Source organism: Henriciella litoralis, from assembly GCF_002088935.1.
Lineage (GTDB): Bacteria > Pseudomonadota > Alphaproteobacteria > Caulobacterales > Hyphomonadaceae > Henriciella > Henriciella litoralis.
In genome coordinates, this window is the sequence record NZ_NCSS01000006.1 from 166,805 (window position 1) to 183,388 (window position 16,584).

19 protein-coding genes are annotated in these 16,584 nt (G+C 59.4%); 9 read left to right on the top strand and 10 right to left on the bottom strand.

Annotated features, from left to right (window positions below):
* Positions 1 to 1,173, bottom strand: coding sequence for a ribonuclease D (gene rnd / locus B8783_RS04460; protein WP_084418584.1), 1,173 nt, complete (start codon positions 1,171 to 1,173; stop codon positions 1 to 3).
* Between the two features lie 92 nt (positions 1,174 to 1,265).
* On the opposite strand from rnd, the gene aspS reads away from it, so the two are divergent.
* The 3 genes from aspS (at position 1,266) to B8783_RS18705 (ending at position 4,166) form a co-directional block, all read left to right on the top strand.
* On the top strand, positions 1,266 to 3,101 hold the full coding sequence (gene aspS / locus B8783_RS04465) for an aspartate--tRNA ligase (RefSeq protein WP_084418585.1): 1,836 nt from the start codon (positions 1,266 to 1,268) through the stop codon (positions 3,099 to 3,101).
* 103 nt (positions 3,102 to 3,204) lie between these two features.
* Entirely contained in the window at positions 3,205 to 3,972 is a 768-nt protein-coding gene (locus B8783_RS04470; protein ID WP_084418586.1) for an SDR family NAD(P)-dependent oxidoreductase, read from the top strand.
* 68 nt (positions 3,973 to 4,040) lie between these two features.
* Positions 4,041 to 4,166, top strand: coding sequence for a hypothetical protein (locus tag B8783_RS18705; RefSeq protein WP_267889646.1), 126 nt, complete (start codon positions 4,041 to 4,043; stop codon positions 4,164 to 4,166).
* 73 nt (positions 4,167 to 4,239) lie between these two features.
* Here B8783_RS18705 and B8783_RS04475 read toward each other — a convergent pair whose 3' ends face one another.
* The 3 genes from B8783_RS04475 to B8783_RS18555 form a co-directional block, all read right to left on the bottom strand.
* The gene (locus tag B8783_RS04475; protein WP_084418587.1) at positions 4,240 to 5,028 is read right to left on the bottom strand and encodes a pentapeptide repeat-containing protein; all 789 of its coding nucleotides are present in this window, start codon (positions 5,026 to 5,028) and stop codon (positions 4,240 to 4,242) included.
* Between the two features lie 105 nt (positions 5,029 to 5,133).
* A complete protein-coding gene (locus B8783_RS04480) occupies positions 5,134 to 5,622 on the bottom strand; it encodes a pentapeptide repeat-containing protein (RefSeq protein WP_139792244.1) in 489 nt (162 codons plus the stop codon).
* Positions 5,623 to 5,694: 72 nt separating this feature from the next.
* On the bottom strand, positions 5,695 to 7,971 hold the full coding sequence (locus tag B8783_RS18555; protein ID WP_199288151.1) for a TSCPD domain-containing protein: 2,277 nt from the start codon (positions 7,969 to 7,971) through the stop codon (positions 5,695 to 5,697).
* Positions 7,972 to 8,136: 165 nt separating this feature from the next.
* Between B8783_RS18555 and B8783_RS04490 the strand changes: the two genes are divergently transcribed.
* Genes B8783_RS04490 through B8783_RS04500 form a run of 3 tightly spaced genes read left to right on the top strand, consistent with a single transcriptional unit; the run spans position 8,137 to position 9,747 of the window.
* Positions 8,137 to 8,526, top strand: a complete 390-nt coding sequence (locus B8783_RS04490; protein ID WP_084418588.1) for an NADH:ubiquinone oxidoreductase subunit NDUFA12 — start codon at positions 8,137 to 8,139, stop codon at positions 8,524 to 8,526.
* Positions 8,519 to 9,238, top strand: coding sequence for an MlaD family protein (locus B8783_RS04495; protein ID WP_084418589.1), 720 nt, complete (start codon positions 8,519 to 8,521; stop codon positions 9,236 to 9,238). Before B8783_RS04490 ends, B8783_RS04495 begins: the two co-directional genes overlap by 8 nt.
* Complete coding sequence (locus tag B8783_RS04500; protein ID WP_233355672.1) at positions 9,235 to 9,747, top strand: DUF2155 domain-containing protein; 513 nt, start codon at positions 9,235 to 9,237, stop codon at positions 9,745 to 9,747. Before B8783_RS04495 ends, B8783_RS04500 begins: the two co-directional genes overlap by 4 nt.
* On the opposite strand, the gene aat is transcribed toward B8783_RS04500, so the two are convergent.
* Genes aat through aroQ form a run of 4 tightly spaced genes read right to left on the bottom strand, consistent with a single transcriptional unit; the run spans position 9,672 to position 12,633 of the window.
* Positions 9,672 to 10,337, bottom strand: coding sequence for a leucyl/phenylalanyl-tRNA--protein transferase (aat, locus tag B8783_RS04505; protein WP_084418590.1), 666 nt, complete (start codon positions 10,335 to 10,337; stop codon positions 9,672 to 9,674). The two genes, B8783_RS04500 and aat, sit on opposite strands and share 76 nt — an antisense overlap.
* A 22-nt stretch (positions 10,338 to 10,359) precedes the next feature.
* Complete coding sequence (gene accC / locus B8783_RS04510) at positions 10,360 to 11,703, bottom strand: acetyl-CoA carboxylase biotin carboxylase subunit (protein WP_084418591.1); 1,344 nt, start codon at positions 11,701 to 11,703, stop codon at positions 10,360 to 10,362.
* A gap of 10 nt (positions 11,704 to 11,713) precedes the next feature.
* The gene (gene accB / locus B8783_RS04515) at positions 11,714 to 12,187 is read right to left on the bottom strand and encodes an acetyl-CoA carboxylase biotin carboxyl carrier protein (RefSeq protein WP_084418592.1); all 474 of its coding nucleotides are present in this window, start codon (positions 12,185 to 12,187) and stop codon (positions 11,714 to 11,716) included.
* Between the two features lie 14 nt (positions 12,188 to 12,201).
* Positions 12,202 to 12,633 carry a type II 3-dehydroquinate dehydratase gene (gene aroQ / locus B8783_RS04520; protein WP_084418593.1) on the bottom strand — a complete coding sequence of 144 codons (432 nt, stop codon included), beginning with the start codon at positions 12,631 to 12,633 and terminating at the stop codon, positions 12,202 to 12,204.
* A 65-nt stretch (positions 12,634 to 12,698) separates the two neighbouring features.
* Here aroQ and thiS point away from each other — a divergent pair, with 65 nt between their 5' ends.
* From thiS to B8783_RS04535, 3 genes are all read left to right on the top strand, one after another.
* On the top strand, positions 12,699 to 12,899 hold the full coding sequence (gene thiS / locus B8783_RS04525) for a sulfur carrier protein ThiS (RefSeq protein ID WP_084418594.1): 201 nt from the start codon (positions 12,699 to 12,701) through the stop codon (positions 12,897 to 12,899).
* Between the two features lie 117 nt (positions 12,900 to 13,016).
* Positions 13,017 to 13,514 (top strand): SRPBCC family protein, encoded by a 498-nt coding sequence (locus tag B8783_RS04530; protein ID WP_084418595.1) that lies wholly within the window; start codon positions 13,017 to 13,019, stop codon positions 13,512 to 13,514.
* 68 nt (positions 13,515 to 13,582) lie between these two features.
* Entirely contained in the window at positions 13,583 to 14,356 is a 774-nt protein-coding gene (locus tag B8783_RS04535) for a thiazole synthase (protein WP_084418596.1), read from the top strand.
* A gap of 8 nt (positions 14,357 to 14,364) precedes the next feature.
* Here B8783_RS04535 and B8783_RS04540 read toward each other — a convergent pair whose 3' ends face one another.
* Together B8783_RS04540 and B8783_RS04545 are read right to left on the bottom strand one after the other, a co-directional pair.
* Positions 14,365 to 15,111, bottom strand: coding sequence for a DsbA family protein (locus B8783_RS04540; RefSeq protein WP_084418597.1), 747 nt, complete (start codon positions 15,109 to 15,111; stop codon positions 14,365 to 14,367).
* Between the two features lie 103 nt (positions 15,112 to 15,214).
* Positions 15,215 to 16,576: a M48 family metalloprotease gene (locus tag B8783_RS04545; RefSeq protein WP_084418598.1), complete on the bottom strand. Its 1,362-nt coding sequence runs from the start codon at positions 16,574 to 16,576 to the stop codon at positions 15,215 to 15,217.
* Positions 16,577 to 16,584: the final 8 nt, after the last annotated feature.

A 16,584-nucleotide genomic window follows, 5' to 3' on the forward strand; every position in this document is an offset into this window, starting at 1 on the left:
TCAGGCGTTCTGTTCAAACAGGCGAACCTGCCCATCTTCGAAGGCCAGAGCGAGCTTGCCCGTCAGCAGGGACCGCGCCTTCTTGCCGAAGACATCATATCTCCAGCCTGTCAGCGCCGGAATGTCGTCAGACGTCTCACCACGCGCTATCCGTTCAATATCGGATGCATTCGCGATCAGGCGTGGGACGACATTGATGTCGTCGCTCACGGCCTTCAGCAGCACTTTCAGCATTTCCGGCGCGCCAGCGGGCGTCTGCGGATTGTGCTGACGCTTCGGGGCAGGCGGGGCGTAGGCATCTGGATCAGCAAGAGCCGCTTCCACCGTCTCGATTAATCCATCGGCATTGCGCGAGCGGATAAAGCCCTTCGGGACGGCGCGAAGCCGGTCGAAATGCTCCTGGGTCTTTGGCTTCTGATCGGCGATTTCCTGGATTGCATCATCCTTTAGGATACGCCGGCGCGGACGGTCCAGCGCCTGGGCTTGACGTTCGCGCCATTCCGCAACCGCGGCGAAGACGGCCAGGTAATCCTTGTGCGTCTTGCGCAATTTTAAACGCTGCCAGGCATTCTTCGGATTGGTGTCGTACAGCGCCGGATCGGATAGCTGTGCCATTTCGTCGGCGACCCATTTCATACGGCCTTGCGACTCAAGCTGTTCGCGCATCTGGAGGTAGGCATCGCGCAGATGGGTCACATCGCCGAGCGCATAGGTCAGCTGTTTGTCCGAAAGAGGACGCCGCTTCCAGTCGGTAAACTGGCTCGACTTGTCGATCTGCCGGCGAAGCGTGCGCTGGATCAGATTGTCATACGAAATCGAATCACCAAGGCCGAGCGCCATCGCAGCGATCTGGGTGTCGAAGATCGGGGCAGGTGGCGTCCCGATTAGCCGGTTGAAGATTTCCATGTCCTGCCGGGCGGCATGGAACACCTTCACACGCGAGGTGTCGGCCATCAGATCGAGAAAGGGCTTCAGGTCCAGATCAGGCGCCATCGGGTCGATCAGGCCCTCTACGCCGGGCGCAGAAGCCTGTACGAGGCAAAGCTCGGGCCAGAAGGTCGTCTCGCGGTGAAATTCCGTGTCGACGCAGATGAAACTGCTTTTCGAGAGGGAATCGCAGAACTTTTGCAGTTCTTCCTGCTGTGTAATCGGCGTCAGTATCTTGTCAGTCATGCCGCGCTTGCGTATCGCATCCGCATGACAAAGGCGAGGGGAAGGTTACGAAAACCTCACACCCCGCGAAACAGAACCCTCGGAGCAGGATTATGCACGAATACCGATCGCACACTTGCGGCGAACTTTCGAAGGCTCAGGTCGGCGAAACCGTCAAGCTGTCAGGTTGGCTGCATCGCCGCCGCGAACACGCCGGTGCGCTGTTCATTGACTTGCGAGATCATTACGGCCTGACCCAGGTTGTCGTTTACCCGAATGCGCCGTTCTACGAGGACGCCAAGCGCGCCACGGCAGAGAGCGTTCTGACGGTGACCGGCAAGCTCATCGCCCGCGACAAGGAAGCGATCAATCCGGACCTGCCGACCGGCGAAGTCGAACTGCCTGCCGAAACTCTGGTGATTGAAAGCGCCGCTGAAAAGCTGCCGCTGCCTGTCTTCGCAGAGCCGGACTATCCTGAGGATATCCGCCTCAAGCACCGCTACCTCGATCTGCGGCGCGAGACGCTGCACAAGAACATGGTGCTGCGCTCAAACGTCATCGCATCGCTGCGCCGCCGGATGATCGATCAGGGCTTCATGGAGTTCCAGACGCCGATCCTCACCGCATCGAGCCCTGAGGGCGCGCGTGACTTCCTCGTGCCATCGCGTTTGCACCCGGGTGAGTTCTACGCTCTGCCGCAGGCCCCGCAGCAGTTCAAACAGCTGCTGATGGTGTCCGGCTTTGACCGGTACTTCCAGATCGCACCCTGCTTCCGCGATGAGGATGCCCGCGCTGACCGTAGCCCCGGTGAGTTCTACCAGCTCGATATCGAGATGAGCTTCGTGACGCAGGACGATGTGTTCAACGCGATTGAGCCGGTCATGCGCGGCGTCTTCGAAGAGTTCGCAGATTGGGAAGGCAAGGGCCGGACGGTCCCGTCTGAGCCATTCGTTCACATCCCTTATGCTGAAGCGATGGCGAAGTATGGCTCCGACAAGCCAGACCTTCGCAACCCGCTGGAACTTTCTGATGTCACCGACTTCTTCGTCGATGAAGGCAAGACCGGCTTTGGCATCTTCGCCAAGATCATCAAGGGCGGCGGCAAGGTCATCGCTATTCCGGCGCCAAAAGCGGCGGCTGAGAAATCCCGCAAGTTCTTCGACGAGATGGACAAATGGGCGAAGAAAGAGATGCAGGCACCAGGGCTCGGCTATGCCCGTCTGAAAGAGGCTGATGGCGGCGGCGTCGACAGCCAGGACCCTGTCCTGAAAGGCTTTGAGCCTGAGCATCTGAAAGCGCTGCTGGAGCAGATGGGGCTATACGCCGGAGACGGTGTCTTTTTCTCGGCTGGCAACAAGACCGATGCGTACAAGCTCGCCGGCGCGGCCCGCAACAAAGTTGGCGAGAGCCTGGAGCTTATCGAAGAAGGCGTGTTCCGCTTCTGCTGGATCGTCGATTTCCCGATGTTCGAGTATGACGAGGACAACAAGAAGATCGACTTCAGCCACAACCCGTTTTCCATGCCGCAAGGCGGAATGGACGCGCTGGTCGCGGCGAAGACTGATGAGGAAATCCTCGAGATCAAGGCGTTCCAGTACGACATCGTCTGTAACGGCATTGAGCTGTCATCAGGCGCTATCCGGAACCACCGTCCAGACGTGATGCTGAAAGCGTTCGAAATGGCCGGCTACGGACCGGACGTCGTTGAGGCGGAGTTTGGCGGCATGCTGAACGCGTTCCGTTATGGCGCCCCGCCACACGGCGGCATTGCGCCTGGCGTGGACCGGATCGTCATGCTGCTGGCTGACGCTGAGAACATCCGTGACGTGACCCTGTTCCCGATGAACGGGCAGGCGCGTGACCTGATGATGGGCGCGCCGTCACCGGTCGAACCCAAGCAGGTGAAGGAACTGCACCTCAAGATCTCCGAGCCGCCGAAGAGGGGCTAAGAGAGGACACAGTGTGTTTCCCTCTGTGCACCCCCGCTTGATTGCGGGCCCATCGCTCGGGGTGTAGTAGCCTCCCTCTCACGCAATAAGAGAGGGGGAGAACATGTCAGATACGAATAATGGCGCCAGTCGCCGGGTCGCGGTGGTCACGGGTGGTGGAAACGGGATCGGCGAAGCAGTATCGACCTCACTCGCCGAGGCCGGACATTCGGTTGCGATACTGGATTATGACGGCGAAGGCGGAAAAGCGCAGGCTGCCCGCCTGAGTGAGGCCGGCTTCACGGCGCGGTTCTGGCAGCTCGACTGTACCGATCTGGACTCGGTTGAAGGCACCTTCGCTGAAATCAGGGAGGAGCTGGGCGACCCGAGCTATCTGGTGAACAATGTTGGGGGCCATGCGCGAACGAAGGCGACCGATTTCCTCGAAAGCGATGTGCGCAGCCTCGATCACATGGTCGCCCTGAACCTCAAATCCACCGTGTATTGTACCCGGCAGGTCGTGAAAGCGATGAGTGAGGCACGGTTTGGGCGTATCGTAAGTATCGCCTCCGAAGCAGCCCTCACTGGCGGGCCGAAATGCTGGGACTATTCGGCCGTGAAGTCCGGGGTGATCGGGTTTTCCCGCGCGATCGCCTATGAACTCGCCCCGCACAATATCAACGTGAATGTGGTGGCGCCCGGAGCGACCAAGACGGCGGCCTTGGCGGCCTGGAGCGAGGAGCAGAAGGCGGCAGTGGCAAGGGCGATCCCTCTCGGACGCCTGGGCCAGCCCGGCGAGATTGCCGGAACCGTTGCCTTCCTGCTTTCCGACGAGGCAGCTTTCATCACGGGCCAGACAATCCTGGCGAATGGTGGACGCTGGATGGTTTAGGGGCGCAGCAAGGGTAGAACCTCTAAAACCTATCCGATCGGTTTGCTGTCGGTGGCATGTTTCGGGCCATGTCCCGTGACGAGGTTTCAGATGTCCGGATCCTTGCGCATCCGCTGTTCTGGCCGTCACCGGTTGAGGACAAACAGATGCGCGAATTGCACATTCGTCTCGCGCCGCAAGTGAAGAAAGACTGAGCAAGTCAGTCTTCCAGGCAAATCCATAACGGAAGAGGGCGCCCAGAGAGGCGCCCTTTTTCAATCCCGAAACCTATTGTTTTTCGGCGGTCTGGATCACGCCGCCAGCGAGGTCATCAGAAAGCGGCTGGACGACGGGCTGACAGAATTCAAGATTGATCCCGGCGGGTAGACGGGTGGTTTCGTCTAGACAGCTGCCGCTGAATTGCGCCTGCGACAGCCCCGAAGCGCCGTCGAAGATAACGTTGATCAGGCGGACGCTCGAAAAGATAGCGTCACTGAGATTGGCGTTCTTGAACGATGCGCCAACGAGGATCGAATTGTTGAATTGCGCGGCGCGCAGATTGGCATTGATGAAAAGGGCATTCGTCAGATTTGCGCCCGAGAAGTCTGCCGCGATGGCGCGCGTGTCAGAGAAATCCGCGCCCGATGCTGTCGTGCCGTTCAGCTTGGCCCCATTGAGATAGGAGCCCGACAGGACCGCGTCCGACAGATCGACATTCTGCAGGCTTGAATTTTCGAAACGTGATTTTTCAAAATGAGCGCCCTTCAGACGGGAGTCATCAAGCGTGGCGCGGCGAAAATCAGTGCCAAGCGCGACAGCGCCTTCAAGATTGACGTCTTTTGCGAGTGTGCCACGTAGGAAGGCGCCGGACATGTCAGAGCGTGGATAGTTCGCTGCTGAGATATCGCCGCCGGACATATTGCGGCCACGCAGATCGCAGCCTTCGCATGATCCGCCGTATGAAGGGGCCCAGGCCACCCGCGTTGTGGGTGACTGCTGAGCTGAGGCGGGGCCAAGCGCCAGGGACGACGCAAGCGCGATGAAAGGGAAGAAAAGGGTTATCCGTTTATCAACCATGCGACCAATTTACGCTCGCCGGCCGACACTTTGAACTGAAATCCCCGTAATAACTGTTAGAAAGAGACGGGTGTGGCGGGATAGTCGCACACGCAGCCGGTGTTTTTAGCGGCAGCGCGGCACGCTCAGACCGGCCGGAAGGCGTGTTGATGCGTCACCACAGGCCTTATTCAGCTGTGACTGGGTCAGGCCCTTCGAAAGATGAAAATCGGCGCCGGACACGTTTGCCCCGGAGAAATTAGCGCCCTGAAAGCGCGAAGATCCAAAATACGCGCCCACCAGGGTCGCATTTTCAAAATTGGCATTAGTGAAATTCGAACGGTTGAAACGCGCGCCGAAAAGGTTCGCGACGGAAAGATTGGTGCCGGTGAAGTTCCAGTTGTCGAACGTCGCGAGCTGCATGTCGCTCTGACGCAGGCGCGCGCCGGAAACATCGACGTTAGAGGCGTCATAATACGCCAGATCGGCCTGAAAAAGATTACAGCCGGGGCAGGACTGGCCGTTGCGGACCTTGGAAATCTGGCCCGCATTCTGCGCGCTTGCCGGAAGAACGACGGCCAAAGCCGCCATTGCGATCAGGATGTGTTTCAACATGGGACACCTGTGTGAAGTTCACTGTCAGTACACCCGTCATACCGCAATTGGCTTGCCAGTTTGTTTCCTACGTCAGTTCTTCGTGAAAACAGCCTCCGGGCTGGTTTCCTCGCCGCAGGTTTCGCAGTGCAGCGTGTTCTCGTCCTCAGTCGTCACCAACGTGAAGCTGGAGCAATGCGGGCAGGGCTGGGAGAGGTATTCAGGGTCTTCCTCTTCCGTCTCAGCGCTTTCAGCCGCTGCAGCTGCCTCATCGCGTTCAGCGCGCTTGCGTTCGAGAATGACGATATTGTCGGGCAGCTGACCTCTTGAGAAGCCGCGAGAGATAAATTGCACCGCTTCTTCGGGCAGAGGCTGAGGGGCTTCGCGCGTGCCATCTTTCAGGCCGCGGCCGAGCCCATCATGGCTGACATCATCGCCAAGCTCGGCAAGATCATCCCGGCCGAGATAGGAAATGGCGAGTTCTCGGAAAATATAGTCGAGGATCGAGGTCGCCTTGGTGATCTTGTCATTGCCGGTGACATCGCCGGCTGGCTCAAACCGGGTAAAGACGAAGGCATCGACATACTCATCCAGCGGCACGCCATATTGCAGGCCAAGCGAGACCGCGATCGCGAAATTATTCATTAGCGAGCGGAAAGCGGCGCCTTCCTTGTGCATGTCGATGAATATCTCGCCGAGCGATCCATTGTCGAACTCGCCGGTGTGCAGATAGACCTTGTGGCCGCCGACGGTCGCTTTCTGAATGTAGCCCTTGCGGCGGTCGGGAAGGCGGGTGCGGCTAACCCCAGCGCCGGCAGGCAGGCCTGGCATGGCTACCGCATCTGCCTGCTCCTCGCTCTGCATGTCTTCGGCGAGCGTTAGTATTGCATCCATCCGTTCGGCGACGGTTTCGTCCTGCGCGGCGCCAGTTGCGCCAACGAACAGTGCAAGGCCCGCAGACACGGCGTCGCGGCGCTGATCGAGGCTCCAATGGGTGGCGTCGATCATCATGCGGTCGCCCAGCGTGTCACCGAGCGCAGCAGACGTCGCCATGGTGAAATCCACGGCATCCGGCACACCAAGCTGAGCAGCTTCAAAAGCGCTACGCGCCGCTGCTTCTGGCGCGCCGCTGGCAGCCTCTTCGGCGGCGTCGATGTTCTCGATGGAATAGCCGAGGCTACGCAGCAGGCCGTGGCCGTCGGTGTCGAAGGCTTCAGGCGCGAGTTTCAGTTCCTGTGAAATCACATCGTCGCCAAGGACCCAGCGCGAGAAAGCCGCGCTCAGCGGAAGGCCTTCGCCGATGGCGTTGCGGACACGCGAAATGGCCTCGTCGGAAAAGCCGCGCAGGCGAAGCGTTTCTGTATTGATCACGGGAAGGACATCAAGGTCACAGCCATTCTCAATCGCTTCGCGAACCTTCTCTGCCGCTTCGCCGCCGATTTCTTCCAGCGCGAGTTGTGCCGGGACCGTCAGCCTGACGGCGGCATCTTCGTCTGTGACCGTCAGCCTGCAATCACCCGACAGACCGTCGCTTGCGGCATTGAACTCCGTCTGGGACGTCGCCAGAAGCGGCGCGATCGCGAGCTTGAAGCCGGACTGACCGGGAAACTCTGCCTTTTGCGCCAGTCCGATCCGGTCTGCATCGGCTTTGTCCACAGTGCCGCCATCAATGATCGCCGACATTGCCCGCACGAGCGAAGCGCCAGTGTCGGGCATGCTGGTTTTGGTCTTGGCCGCGAGCGCCATCGCACCAGCTGCTATTCCGTGAACGAGTAGGACGATATCTTCGCCATTGTCGCCAGCGCATGCGGTGAGCACATCAGCGATAAGATCGGTCTCGAACCCGGCTTCAGAAATGAAAGCGGAGATATCGAGCGCCAGTGCGGGCATTTCTGCGTTCAGGCCGTCCGGCGCGCCGACGCAGAAGCTCAGCCCTTCCTTGCGCGCATGCTCGGCCATCATCGGCATGTCGAGATAGGCCGCTGCCGAGAGGTTCAGCGGTGCTTGCCCCGACAAGTCCATGGCGGACTGGCGCAGCCATGTCTCAAGGCCGGGGAATCCATCTTCATGCTGCAGGCCAGCTTCGATCATCGGCTCAGGCAGGCCCGCCAGAAGCGCTTCGGCTAGTTCGGCATTGCGCGGCGCCGTTCCCAGCTGCTCGACGAGGTCGGCGAGACCGATCTTTGTTCGACGCTCCATTTCGATATGGCCGAGCTTTTCAAGCGCCTCACGGATCGCCGTTTCGCCGTTCTGGGCAGATACCGGAGTGCCGGGAACAGGCATCAGCGCGCCGAGTGGAAGCACAGGGCTGATGCGCCCGGCCTCGATTGCGCTTTGCATCAGAGTGTCAGATCGTGTCGTGCGGGTCATGTCGGTCCCTTCATTCTGGGCGTCCGGAGCCTTATTTTTGTGCCGCGACAAGATGAGGCGCAGGCTTGACGGCTCGTTCCATATAATGTGACGGCATACATAACTGGATTCGTCGCACCACCTGCTCCATATTCCAGTAGAACTCACAAGTTTCAGGATTCGGATATGTTCAAGCTCTTCACCTGGTGGAACGGCGTTACGGTCAACGGCGCCTTTGACATAAAGCGTCGAAGCGACCTCGTCGGCACCGATGACTATGGCAACAAATACTATCAGGACCGCAAGGTATCGGTCGAAGGGCGCCACCGGCGCTATGTGATCTACAAAGGTCTGGCTGAGCCTTCGAAGGTGCCTGCTGAGTGGCATGGCTGGCTGCACTTCACCTTTGATGAGCCACCGACGGAAAAACCGTTCAACCGCCGCGCCTGGGAAACGGACCACAAGCCGAACATGACGGGCACCCTGTTTGCCTATCACCCGAAAGGCTCGCTCAGCGAAGGCGGCGAGCGCCGCAAGTCCGATGCAGACTATGAGGCCTGGACCCCCGATGCGTGAATCAATCTTTGAAACCCTAATCGGCGCCGCTGTTCTGGTTGTCGCAGGCGTCTTCCTATGGTTTGCCATGGCGCGCGGCGGCGAAGCTGCGTCCTCGCCATCTGGCAGCGTCGAGCTTGGCGCGCGCTTCAATAGCGCCAGCGGCATCGATCGCGGGACAGATGTCCGCATGGCCGGCGTAAAGGTCGGCACGGTGCGGGCGATCAAACTCGATGTGGATCGTGCCGAGGCGCTCGTCACGTTCGCTGTGTCGAAAGATCTTGTGCCACTGGATGATGGCACATCCGCCCGCATTCAGTCTGAAGGCCTTCTTGGCGGCAGCTACATCAATCTTGAGCCAGCCGCAGGCTTTGGCCAGATCGAACCGTGCGGCGAAGGCCAGCAACTTTTCGGCGACTCCGGTTGCGGCGAAATTCTCTACACGCAGGGCAGCGTCGATTTGCTGACACTGCTGGCATCTTTCGCCAGCGGGAACGGCGGCGGCGACGATAGCAGCAGCAATGACAGCAGTTCATCGAGCAGTAATTCGGCCGATAGCAACTCGGACGATGATGCTTCGCCTTTCGGTGACCTGACGGGCAGCGACGATGAGGCCGACAGCGCCGACAAAACAGATGAAAATGCTGCTGAGGACGAAGCGGCCACAGAATCTCCCGATTCATCGACTTCACTCGGAGAGGCCTATCCAGACACTCCGGGAGATAATCGGTGAACCTTGTAAAGATTGCTGCGCTGGCATCGGCCTCGTTTCTTGTCGTCCAGTCAGCAAGTGCCGTGACTTACGAGCAGAACGAATCCGCGACCTTGCGCGCGCTCGACAAGATTACCGGGCGGTCGACGGATTTCGAGATCACGGTCGGCGAACCGATGATTTACGGCACGCTGAAAGTGGATCTGAAAGTCTGCTATCAGACGCCGCCGGAAGAGCCGCCTGAGAGCGCTGCCTTCCTGCAGGTCGAGGCGACGACGGCCTCACGGGTCAAGACGATGATGGAGCCGCGCCTTGCCAGCGAGGTCGAGCGCGAGGCCGCAGAGGCCGGACGGGCCAATGGCAGGGGTGATGATCAGCCAGAAGAGCCAGAGATGCTGTTCTCCGGCTGGATGTTCGCCTCATCGCCAGGTCTCAGCGCGCTGGAACACCCGGTCTATGATGTCTGGGTAATTCGCTGCAAGCAGCCGTCACCTGAAAGCCTGTCAGACCCGGCCGTTCCGGACGAGTAGAAGTCGGCGTCTTTCTCCAGCGCTGCGGTCAGCTGCTGCATGAAGTCCTTTTTCGACATTTCGATCAATCCGAACTGTTCAAGGTGCGGATTGTGAAACTGCGCATCCAGCAATTGATAGCCGCCCTCTATCAGGCGGGCGACGAGATGCACGAGCGCGACTTTTGACGCATCCGTACGGCGCGAAAACATACTCTCACCGAAAAAGGCGGCGCCTTGTGACACGCCGTAAAGTCCGCCCACCAGATGGCCGTTCTCCCAGCATTCGATGGAATGGGCATGCCCCTGACGATGCAGGGCGGCATACATGTTCTGGATCGGCGCATTGATCCAGGTTGTCGGCCGGTCCCCCACTTCTTCGGCGCAGGCATCGATCACGCGGTTAAAGGCCATGTCGACGGTGACGTGAAACGGATCCTTGCGGACCGTCTTGCGAAGACGCCGCGGGACGTGAAAGCCATCCAGTGGCAGGACGCCCCGAACTTCCGGCGAGATCAGTAACAAATTCATGTCATCGCGCGAATCGGCCATCGGAAAGACGCCGCGTCGATAGCAATCGAGCAGCTTCTCCGTATCGAATCTGTGTGACATAGCCTCGTCGTCCTTTCGGACGCTATTTATTCGCGGCCAGGAAGCGCTCCAGCCAGTGGATGTCGTAATTGCCGTCGATCACGTCCTGCGCTTCTACAAGACGCTGGTGGAGTGGAAGCGTGGTGTTCACCCCGCCGACGACCATCTCATCCAAGGCCCGGCGCAACCGCATGATGCACTCATTGCGCGTACGGCCATGGACGATCAGTTTTCCGATCATACTGTCGTAATGCGGCGGAATTTTGTAACCGGCATAGGCGGCGCTATCGACGCGGACATCCGGGCCACCTGGCGCATGAAACTCCGTGATCGTACCGGGTGACGGCACGAAGGTTTCCGGATGCTCTGCGTTGATGCGGCACTCGATCGCGTGACCGACAAGCATGACGTCTTCCTGTGAAAAAGACAGCTTCTTTCCGTCGGCTATGCGGATCTGTTCACGTACCAGATCGATGCCGGTGATCATTTCGGTGACCGGGTGTTCGACCTGCAGGCGGGTGTTCATTTCGATGAAATAGAACTTCCCATCCTCATAGAGGAATTCCATCGTCCCGGCGCCGCGATAGCCAAGCTTGCCGACGGCTTTTGCGACGATCATGCCGATCTCTTCACGCTGCGCCTGATTGAGGGCAGGGGATGGGGCTTCTTCGAGCACCTTCTGGTGACGGCGCTGCAGCGAGCAGTCGCGCTCCCACAGATGGGCGACATTGCCATGCGTGTCCGCGATCACCTGGATCTCGATGTGGCGCGGCGTGCCGAGGTATTTTTCAAGATAGACAGCATCGTCGCCAAAGGCTGACTTTGCTTCGTTCTTTGCAGCGCGGACCGCTGTTTCAAGATCTTTCTCGGTCTTGGCGACCCGCATACCGCGTCCGCCACCACCAGCAGCAGCCTTGATCAGAACGGGATACCCGATTTTCTTGGCGACCTTCTTGGCGTCGCTGATGCTGTTCACGCCGCCGTCTGAGCCGGGCACCACGGGAACGCCCGCATCGATCATTGCCTGTTTGGCGGCGATCTTGTCGCCCATGACGCGGATATGGTCGGCCGTCGGTCCGATAAACTTGATGCCGTGCGCTTCGACCATTTCGGCGAACTGTGCGTTCTCCGACAGGAACCCATAACCGGGATGGATCGCATCGGCATTGGTGATTTCCGCTGCGGCCAGGATGCGCGATTTCTTCAGATAGGATTCCGAAGATGGCGCTGGCCCGATGCAGACGCTCTCGTCCGCAAGGCGTACCGCCATGGCGTCCCGATCAGCTTCCGAGTGCACCACGACCGTGGCGATACCCATTTCCTTGCATGCGCGGTGGATGCGCAGAGCAATCTCGCCGCGATTGGCGATGAGAACTTTTTCAATCATGCCGGCGTCCTTATTCGATGACGATCAGCGGTTCGCCAAATTCCACAGGCTGGGAATCAGTCACGATGATCTCTTTCACCGTGCCTGATTCGGGCGCTTCTACCGGGTTGAAGGTCTTCATGGCTTCAACCAGCATAAGTGTGTCGCCCTTTTTCACTTTGTCACCAACCGCCACAAACGCTTTTGAGCCAGGCTCAGGCGACAGGTAGACCGTGCCGACCATCGGGCTGGTGACCGCATTGGCACTGATGGCAGGTGCAGCAGGCGCCGCGACTGGCTGCGGGGCAGCGGCGGGGGCCGCTTGCGGGGCAGGTGCGGCAGCATACTGGATCGGTGCGGGCGCAGCGGAGGGCGGGCCAGACTTGCTGACGCGTATCCGCAAGCCGTCATGCTCGATTTCGACTTCTCCCAGATCGGCATCCCGCAGGATGGCCGCCAATTCTCTGACTAGGCCTGTATCAAGGCCGCTTTTTGCGGTGCTCATGAGATCTTTGGTCCTTAAGCTTTCATTTTCATCGCGGCGTCGAGTGCAAACTCATAACCGCGCGAACCCAGTCCTGCAATCGAAGCTGTAGCAGCGGGCGCGACATAATTTGTTTGGCGGAAAGCCTCTCTTGCCGCCGGATTTGACAGGTGAACCTCAATCAAAGGGATGGTGCAAGCGCGCAGTGCATCGTGCAGCGCAACCGAGGTATGGGTATATGCCCCGGCATTGAGGATCAGGACAGAGGCCTCGCGTGAGGCTTCCTGCACCCAGTCAACCAGCGTGCCCTCAGAATTGGTCTGGCGGAAGTCAAGCTTTCGGCCATCGGCCTGGGCTTGCAATCGGTCCCGGATGTCATCGAGGGTCTCATGGCCATAAATTTCAGGCTCACGTGTGCCCAGGAGGTTGAGATTGGGCCCGTTGAGGACATAAATCGGCTTCGTCATGGAGAAGGTCTTGCGCTGCTTTCGCGAGCAAGGCAAGCCGTTGCGCGACGCAGGAGAAAGCGCTTATGCAGGTTTTTGTGAACGGAGACCCTTTCCAGATCGAGGCCGACGCGACTGTCGCCGATCTGGTCAGCAAGCTGACGGATGATCCACGCGGCATGGCAATCGAGCGCAACCGGGAAATCGTCCCCAAATCAGAGCATGCGACCACGCAACTTGAAGAGGGCGACCGGCTGGAAGTGGTCCAGTTCGTGGGCGGCGGCTGATTGAAAACGGCGCTTCATTCCCTTGCGGCGTGTCTTTCTGTCCCGCTCCAGCAATGATAGCCCGGATATGACCCATCGCTTGCTGGAAGCGGGGGCATGATCACTGGAGGGCGACGCATGGCCAAGGAACCGAAAAAGCTTGAGGAAGTCGGCGAAGCCTATCTCGCCGATGCGTCCAAGGTGCACCTCGTCAGCCATGATTTCCCGTTTGCACCCGAAGTCCTCTGGGCGGCGCTCCTTGATGGTGACACCTGGACCAAGTGGCTTCCGATCACCAAGGTCGAATGGACCTCCCCGAAGCCCTATAAAGTCGGCACCACGCGTACCGTCTGGATCGGCAGCCAGATCGTCGAGGAGGTGTTCTTTGCCTGGGACGAAGGCAGCCGCATGGCGTTCCGCTTCGACCGGACGACATTGCCTCTCAACGCAGGGGTCGAGGATTATCAGGTGCACGCCACCGAAACAGGTTGCCGGCTTGATTGGCGGTTCCGGGCACGGGCGCCATTCCTGCTTGGCCCGCTCATTTCCGCCCAGATGAAGTCCGGTATCCGCAAAGGGCTACCGAAACTGGAGGCCTATATCCGGGACAATCCGGCAAAGTACGGCCTGTCCTGATCTTGCATGTCAGATCTGAGCCTTAAAGCACTGGCGTTCGGCTCAATTGTTTTCTAGGTCAGTGAGCCATGACAGACGACAAGCTCATCATCGCAGGGCGGGAGTTCAGCTCGCGCCTTATTATCGGAACCGGAAAATACGCGTCTTACGCGCAAAACGCTGAAGCGGCGAAGGCCGCTGGCGCAGAGATGGTCACGGTGGCGTTGCGCCGCGTGAACCTCTCCAATGCCGCAGAAGACCGGCTACAGGATCATGTCTCGCCAGAGACCTATACCTATCTGCCAAATACCGCAGGCTGCTTCACGGCCGACGACGCGGTGCGCACGCTGCGCCTCGCGCGGGAAGCCGGCGGCTGGGATCTGGTGAAGCTGGAAGTCCTGTCGGATCAGAAGACGCTCTATCCTGACATGGAAGAGACGCTGACAGCCGCCAAGGCGCTGATCGCCGATGGTTTTGAGGTCATGGTCTATTGCTCGGATGACCCGGTTTACGCCCGCAAGCTGGAAGAGGCCGGATGCTGCGCGATCATGCCACTCGGCAGCTTGATCGGCTCGGGCCTCGGCATCCAGAACCCGCTCAACATCCGCCTGATCGTGGAGCAGTCGCGCGTGCCGGTTATCGTCGATGCGGGCGTCGGCACAGCGTCGGATGCGGCCATGGCGATGGAGCTTGGCTGCGACGGTGTTCTGATGAACACCGCCATCGCCGAAGCGAAAGACCCGATCCGTATGGCGCGGGCCATGAAGCATGCCGTGATTGCAGGCCGCGAAGCGTATCTCGCCGGCCGGATGGGCCGAAAGCGCTATGCTGACCCATCCTCTCCGCTCGCTGGACTGATTTAGAAGGCGGCTTAGCTCGCCTTTTCGATCGCATCGTCCAGTAGCTGGGCGACGCTCGCCGTGTCGGCACCTGGCACATGCTGGTTGCCCACGAAGAAGGCTGGCGTGCCATCGACGCCAATACTGCGGGCGAGGCTCTTATTGTCAGCAACGACCTTCTGCAGGCGCACAGACTTCATATCGGCGCGCATCTTGTCGACGTCCACGCCAGCTCGTTTAGCGGCTGCGTCGATGGCCTCTGGTTTGAAGCCGGATGAATTATCGAGCTCCATCAATTCGCGGTGCATTTCGGCGTAGCGGCCCTGTTCGCCAGCGGCGAGCGCGGCCAATGCAGCTTTTTCGCTTTCAGCGGACAGAATAGGGAATTCCTTGAACACGACACGCACCTTGCCGTCGTATTTTTCAGGCAGGTCCAACGTCCAGTCAGCTGAGCGTTTGCAATAGCCGCAGCGATAATCGAAGAACTCGACAAGCGTGACAGGGGCATCGTCAGGGCCGATGGAGAAGTCCGCGGGGCTGTTGTAGATCGCGTCCATATTCTCATCGATGGCCGCTTGGACAGCCTGGGTCTCTTCAGCTTGCTGGCGTTGGGCCCGCGCGATGAGGGCTTCCTCGATGATCTCCGGATTCTCCATGATGTAATCACGAACGATCTGTTCGATGGCGTCCTTATTGGCGACATTGACGTCGCCCTGCGCACAGGCAGGTGTCAGGGCCACAAGTGTGAGCGCAGCGAGGGGCGCCAGTTTGCGTGTCATGGGAATCCTCAGATCAACTAATGTTCGGGGTGTGCTTACAGCCAATATATTGCGTTTGTTTCAACGAGAAACACGTCTCTTGCTGACAATACTGTGATCGACTTTAGCCGCGGCGGCGCCAATAGCGTTCGTTTTCAGGCAGGGCAGGGTCTGTCACGTTGCGGATGTCATTTGCGCGGCGGGCCTCAAACGAATTCTTCGGCAGCTCCTCAAGCGCACGTGCCGCGAAGATGTAAGCGCGCTGATAGTCACCGATATGATAGGCGGACTCAGCGGTGGCCAGCTCAGCCTGTGGGCGTTCGCCTTGCTTTTCGAGCGCGATGGCCAACTGGCTCCAGGCAAAGGAATTGTCCGGCTCGGCGATCAGGGCATCACGAAGTGCGTCCTCGCCTGCATCAAGGTCACCTTCTTCATCGCGCGCGATCAGAGAGCGGGCATAGTTGATCAGCAAGAGCGGCTGGCCCGGCAAAAGCTCCAGAGACTTCGCATGCGGCTCAACCGACTCGGCAACCTTGCCCATTTCAAACAAGGCCTGGCCCTTCAATTCCCAATAATATGGATTGTCAGGAAACTCCTCGAGCAAGGAGTTGATTTCCTTCAGCGTGGCCGAGAGATCAGATGACTGCATCGATGAGATGGCGCGGGCATAACGGGCCGGCTCGGAATCATCCCCGATCGGATACTTCTGATAGACCCGTGCTGCTGGCTCGATGAAGCCGATGAGCTTGGCCTGCATCAGCTCGAACTGGTGCTGGACCTTCGGGTCTGTTGGTACATCCATCAGGCCGGTTTCCTGCGCCAGGGCGCGGGAGGTGCGAATACGGTCAGACGCAAGCGGGTGAGAGCGGAAATAGGGGAAGCGACGCGCCTCGGAGAGGACTTCCTGATACCGGTACTTCTCGAAAAAGGTGACAATGCCGGACGGCGACTCGCCAAGCTCGGAGAGGTAGGTGATCGCAGCTGCGTCCGCTGTGGCCTCTTCGGCGCGCGTGTGAACGAAGAAGTTCAACGCTGCAAATTGCTGCGAGCTTGCCAGAAGAGCAGCGCCAGCATCGCCAGCGCCCGCAGCGATTGCGAGAACGCCAAGACCAATGGAGATCAGCGCCGGGCGGCTGGCAACATCTGCGGCGCGAGAGCGCGAAATCGTGTGTCCGCAGGCAATGTGACAGGTCTCGTGCGCGATGACGCCCTTGATCTGCTCTGGCGAGTCTGCCGCAATCAGCAGGCCAGTATGCAGGTGAATGCGCTGGCCGCCTGCCACGAAGGCGTTCAGGCTTGGATCATTGATGATGTAAAGGCCGACATCTTTCGGCTGCAGACCCGCCACTTCAAGGATGGGATCGGTCCATTCGCGAAGCGTCGTTTCGATTTCGGCATCGCGGATGAAGCCTTGCGCAGAGGCCGTCAGCCCGCAGGCCAACGTCGCTGCGGCGATCATCATTGTCTTGAAGGTCTGCGATAGCATGAGCGGTC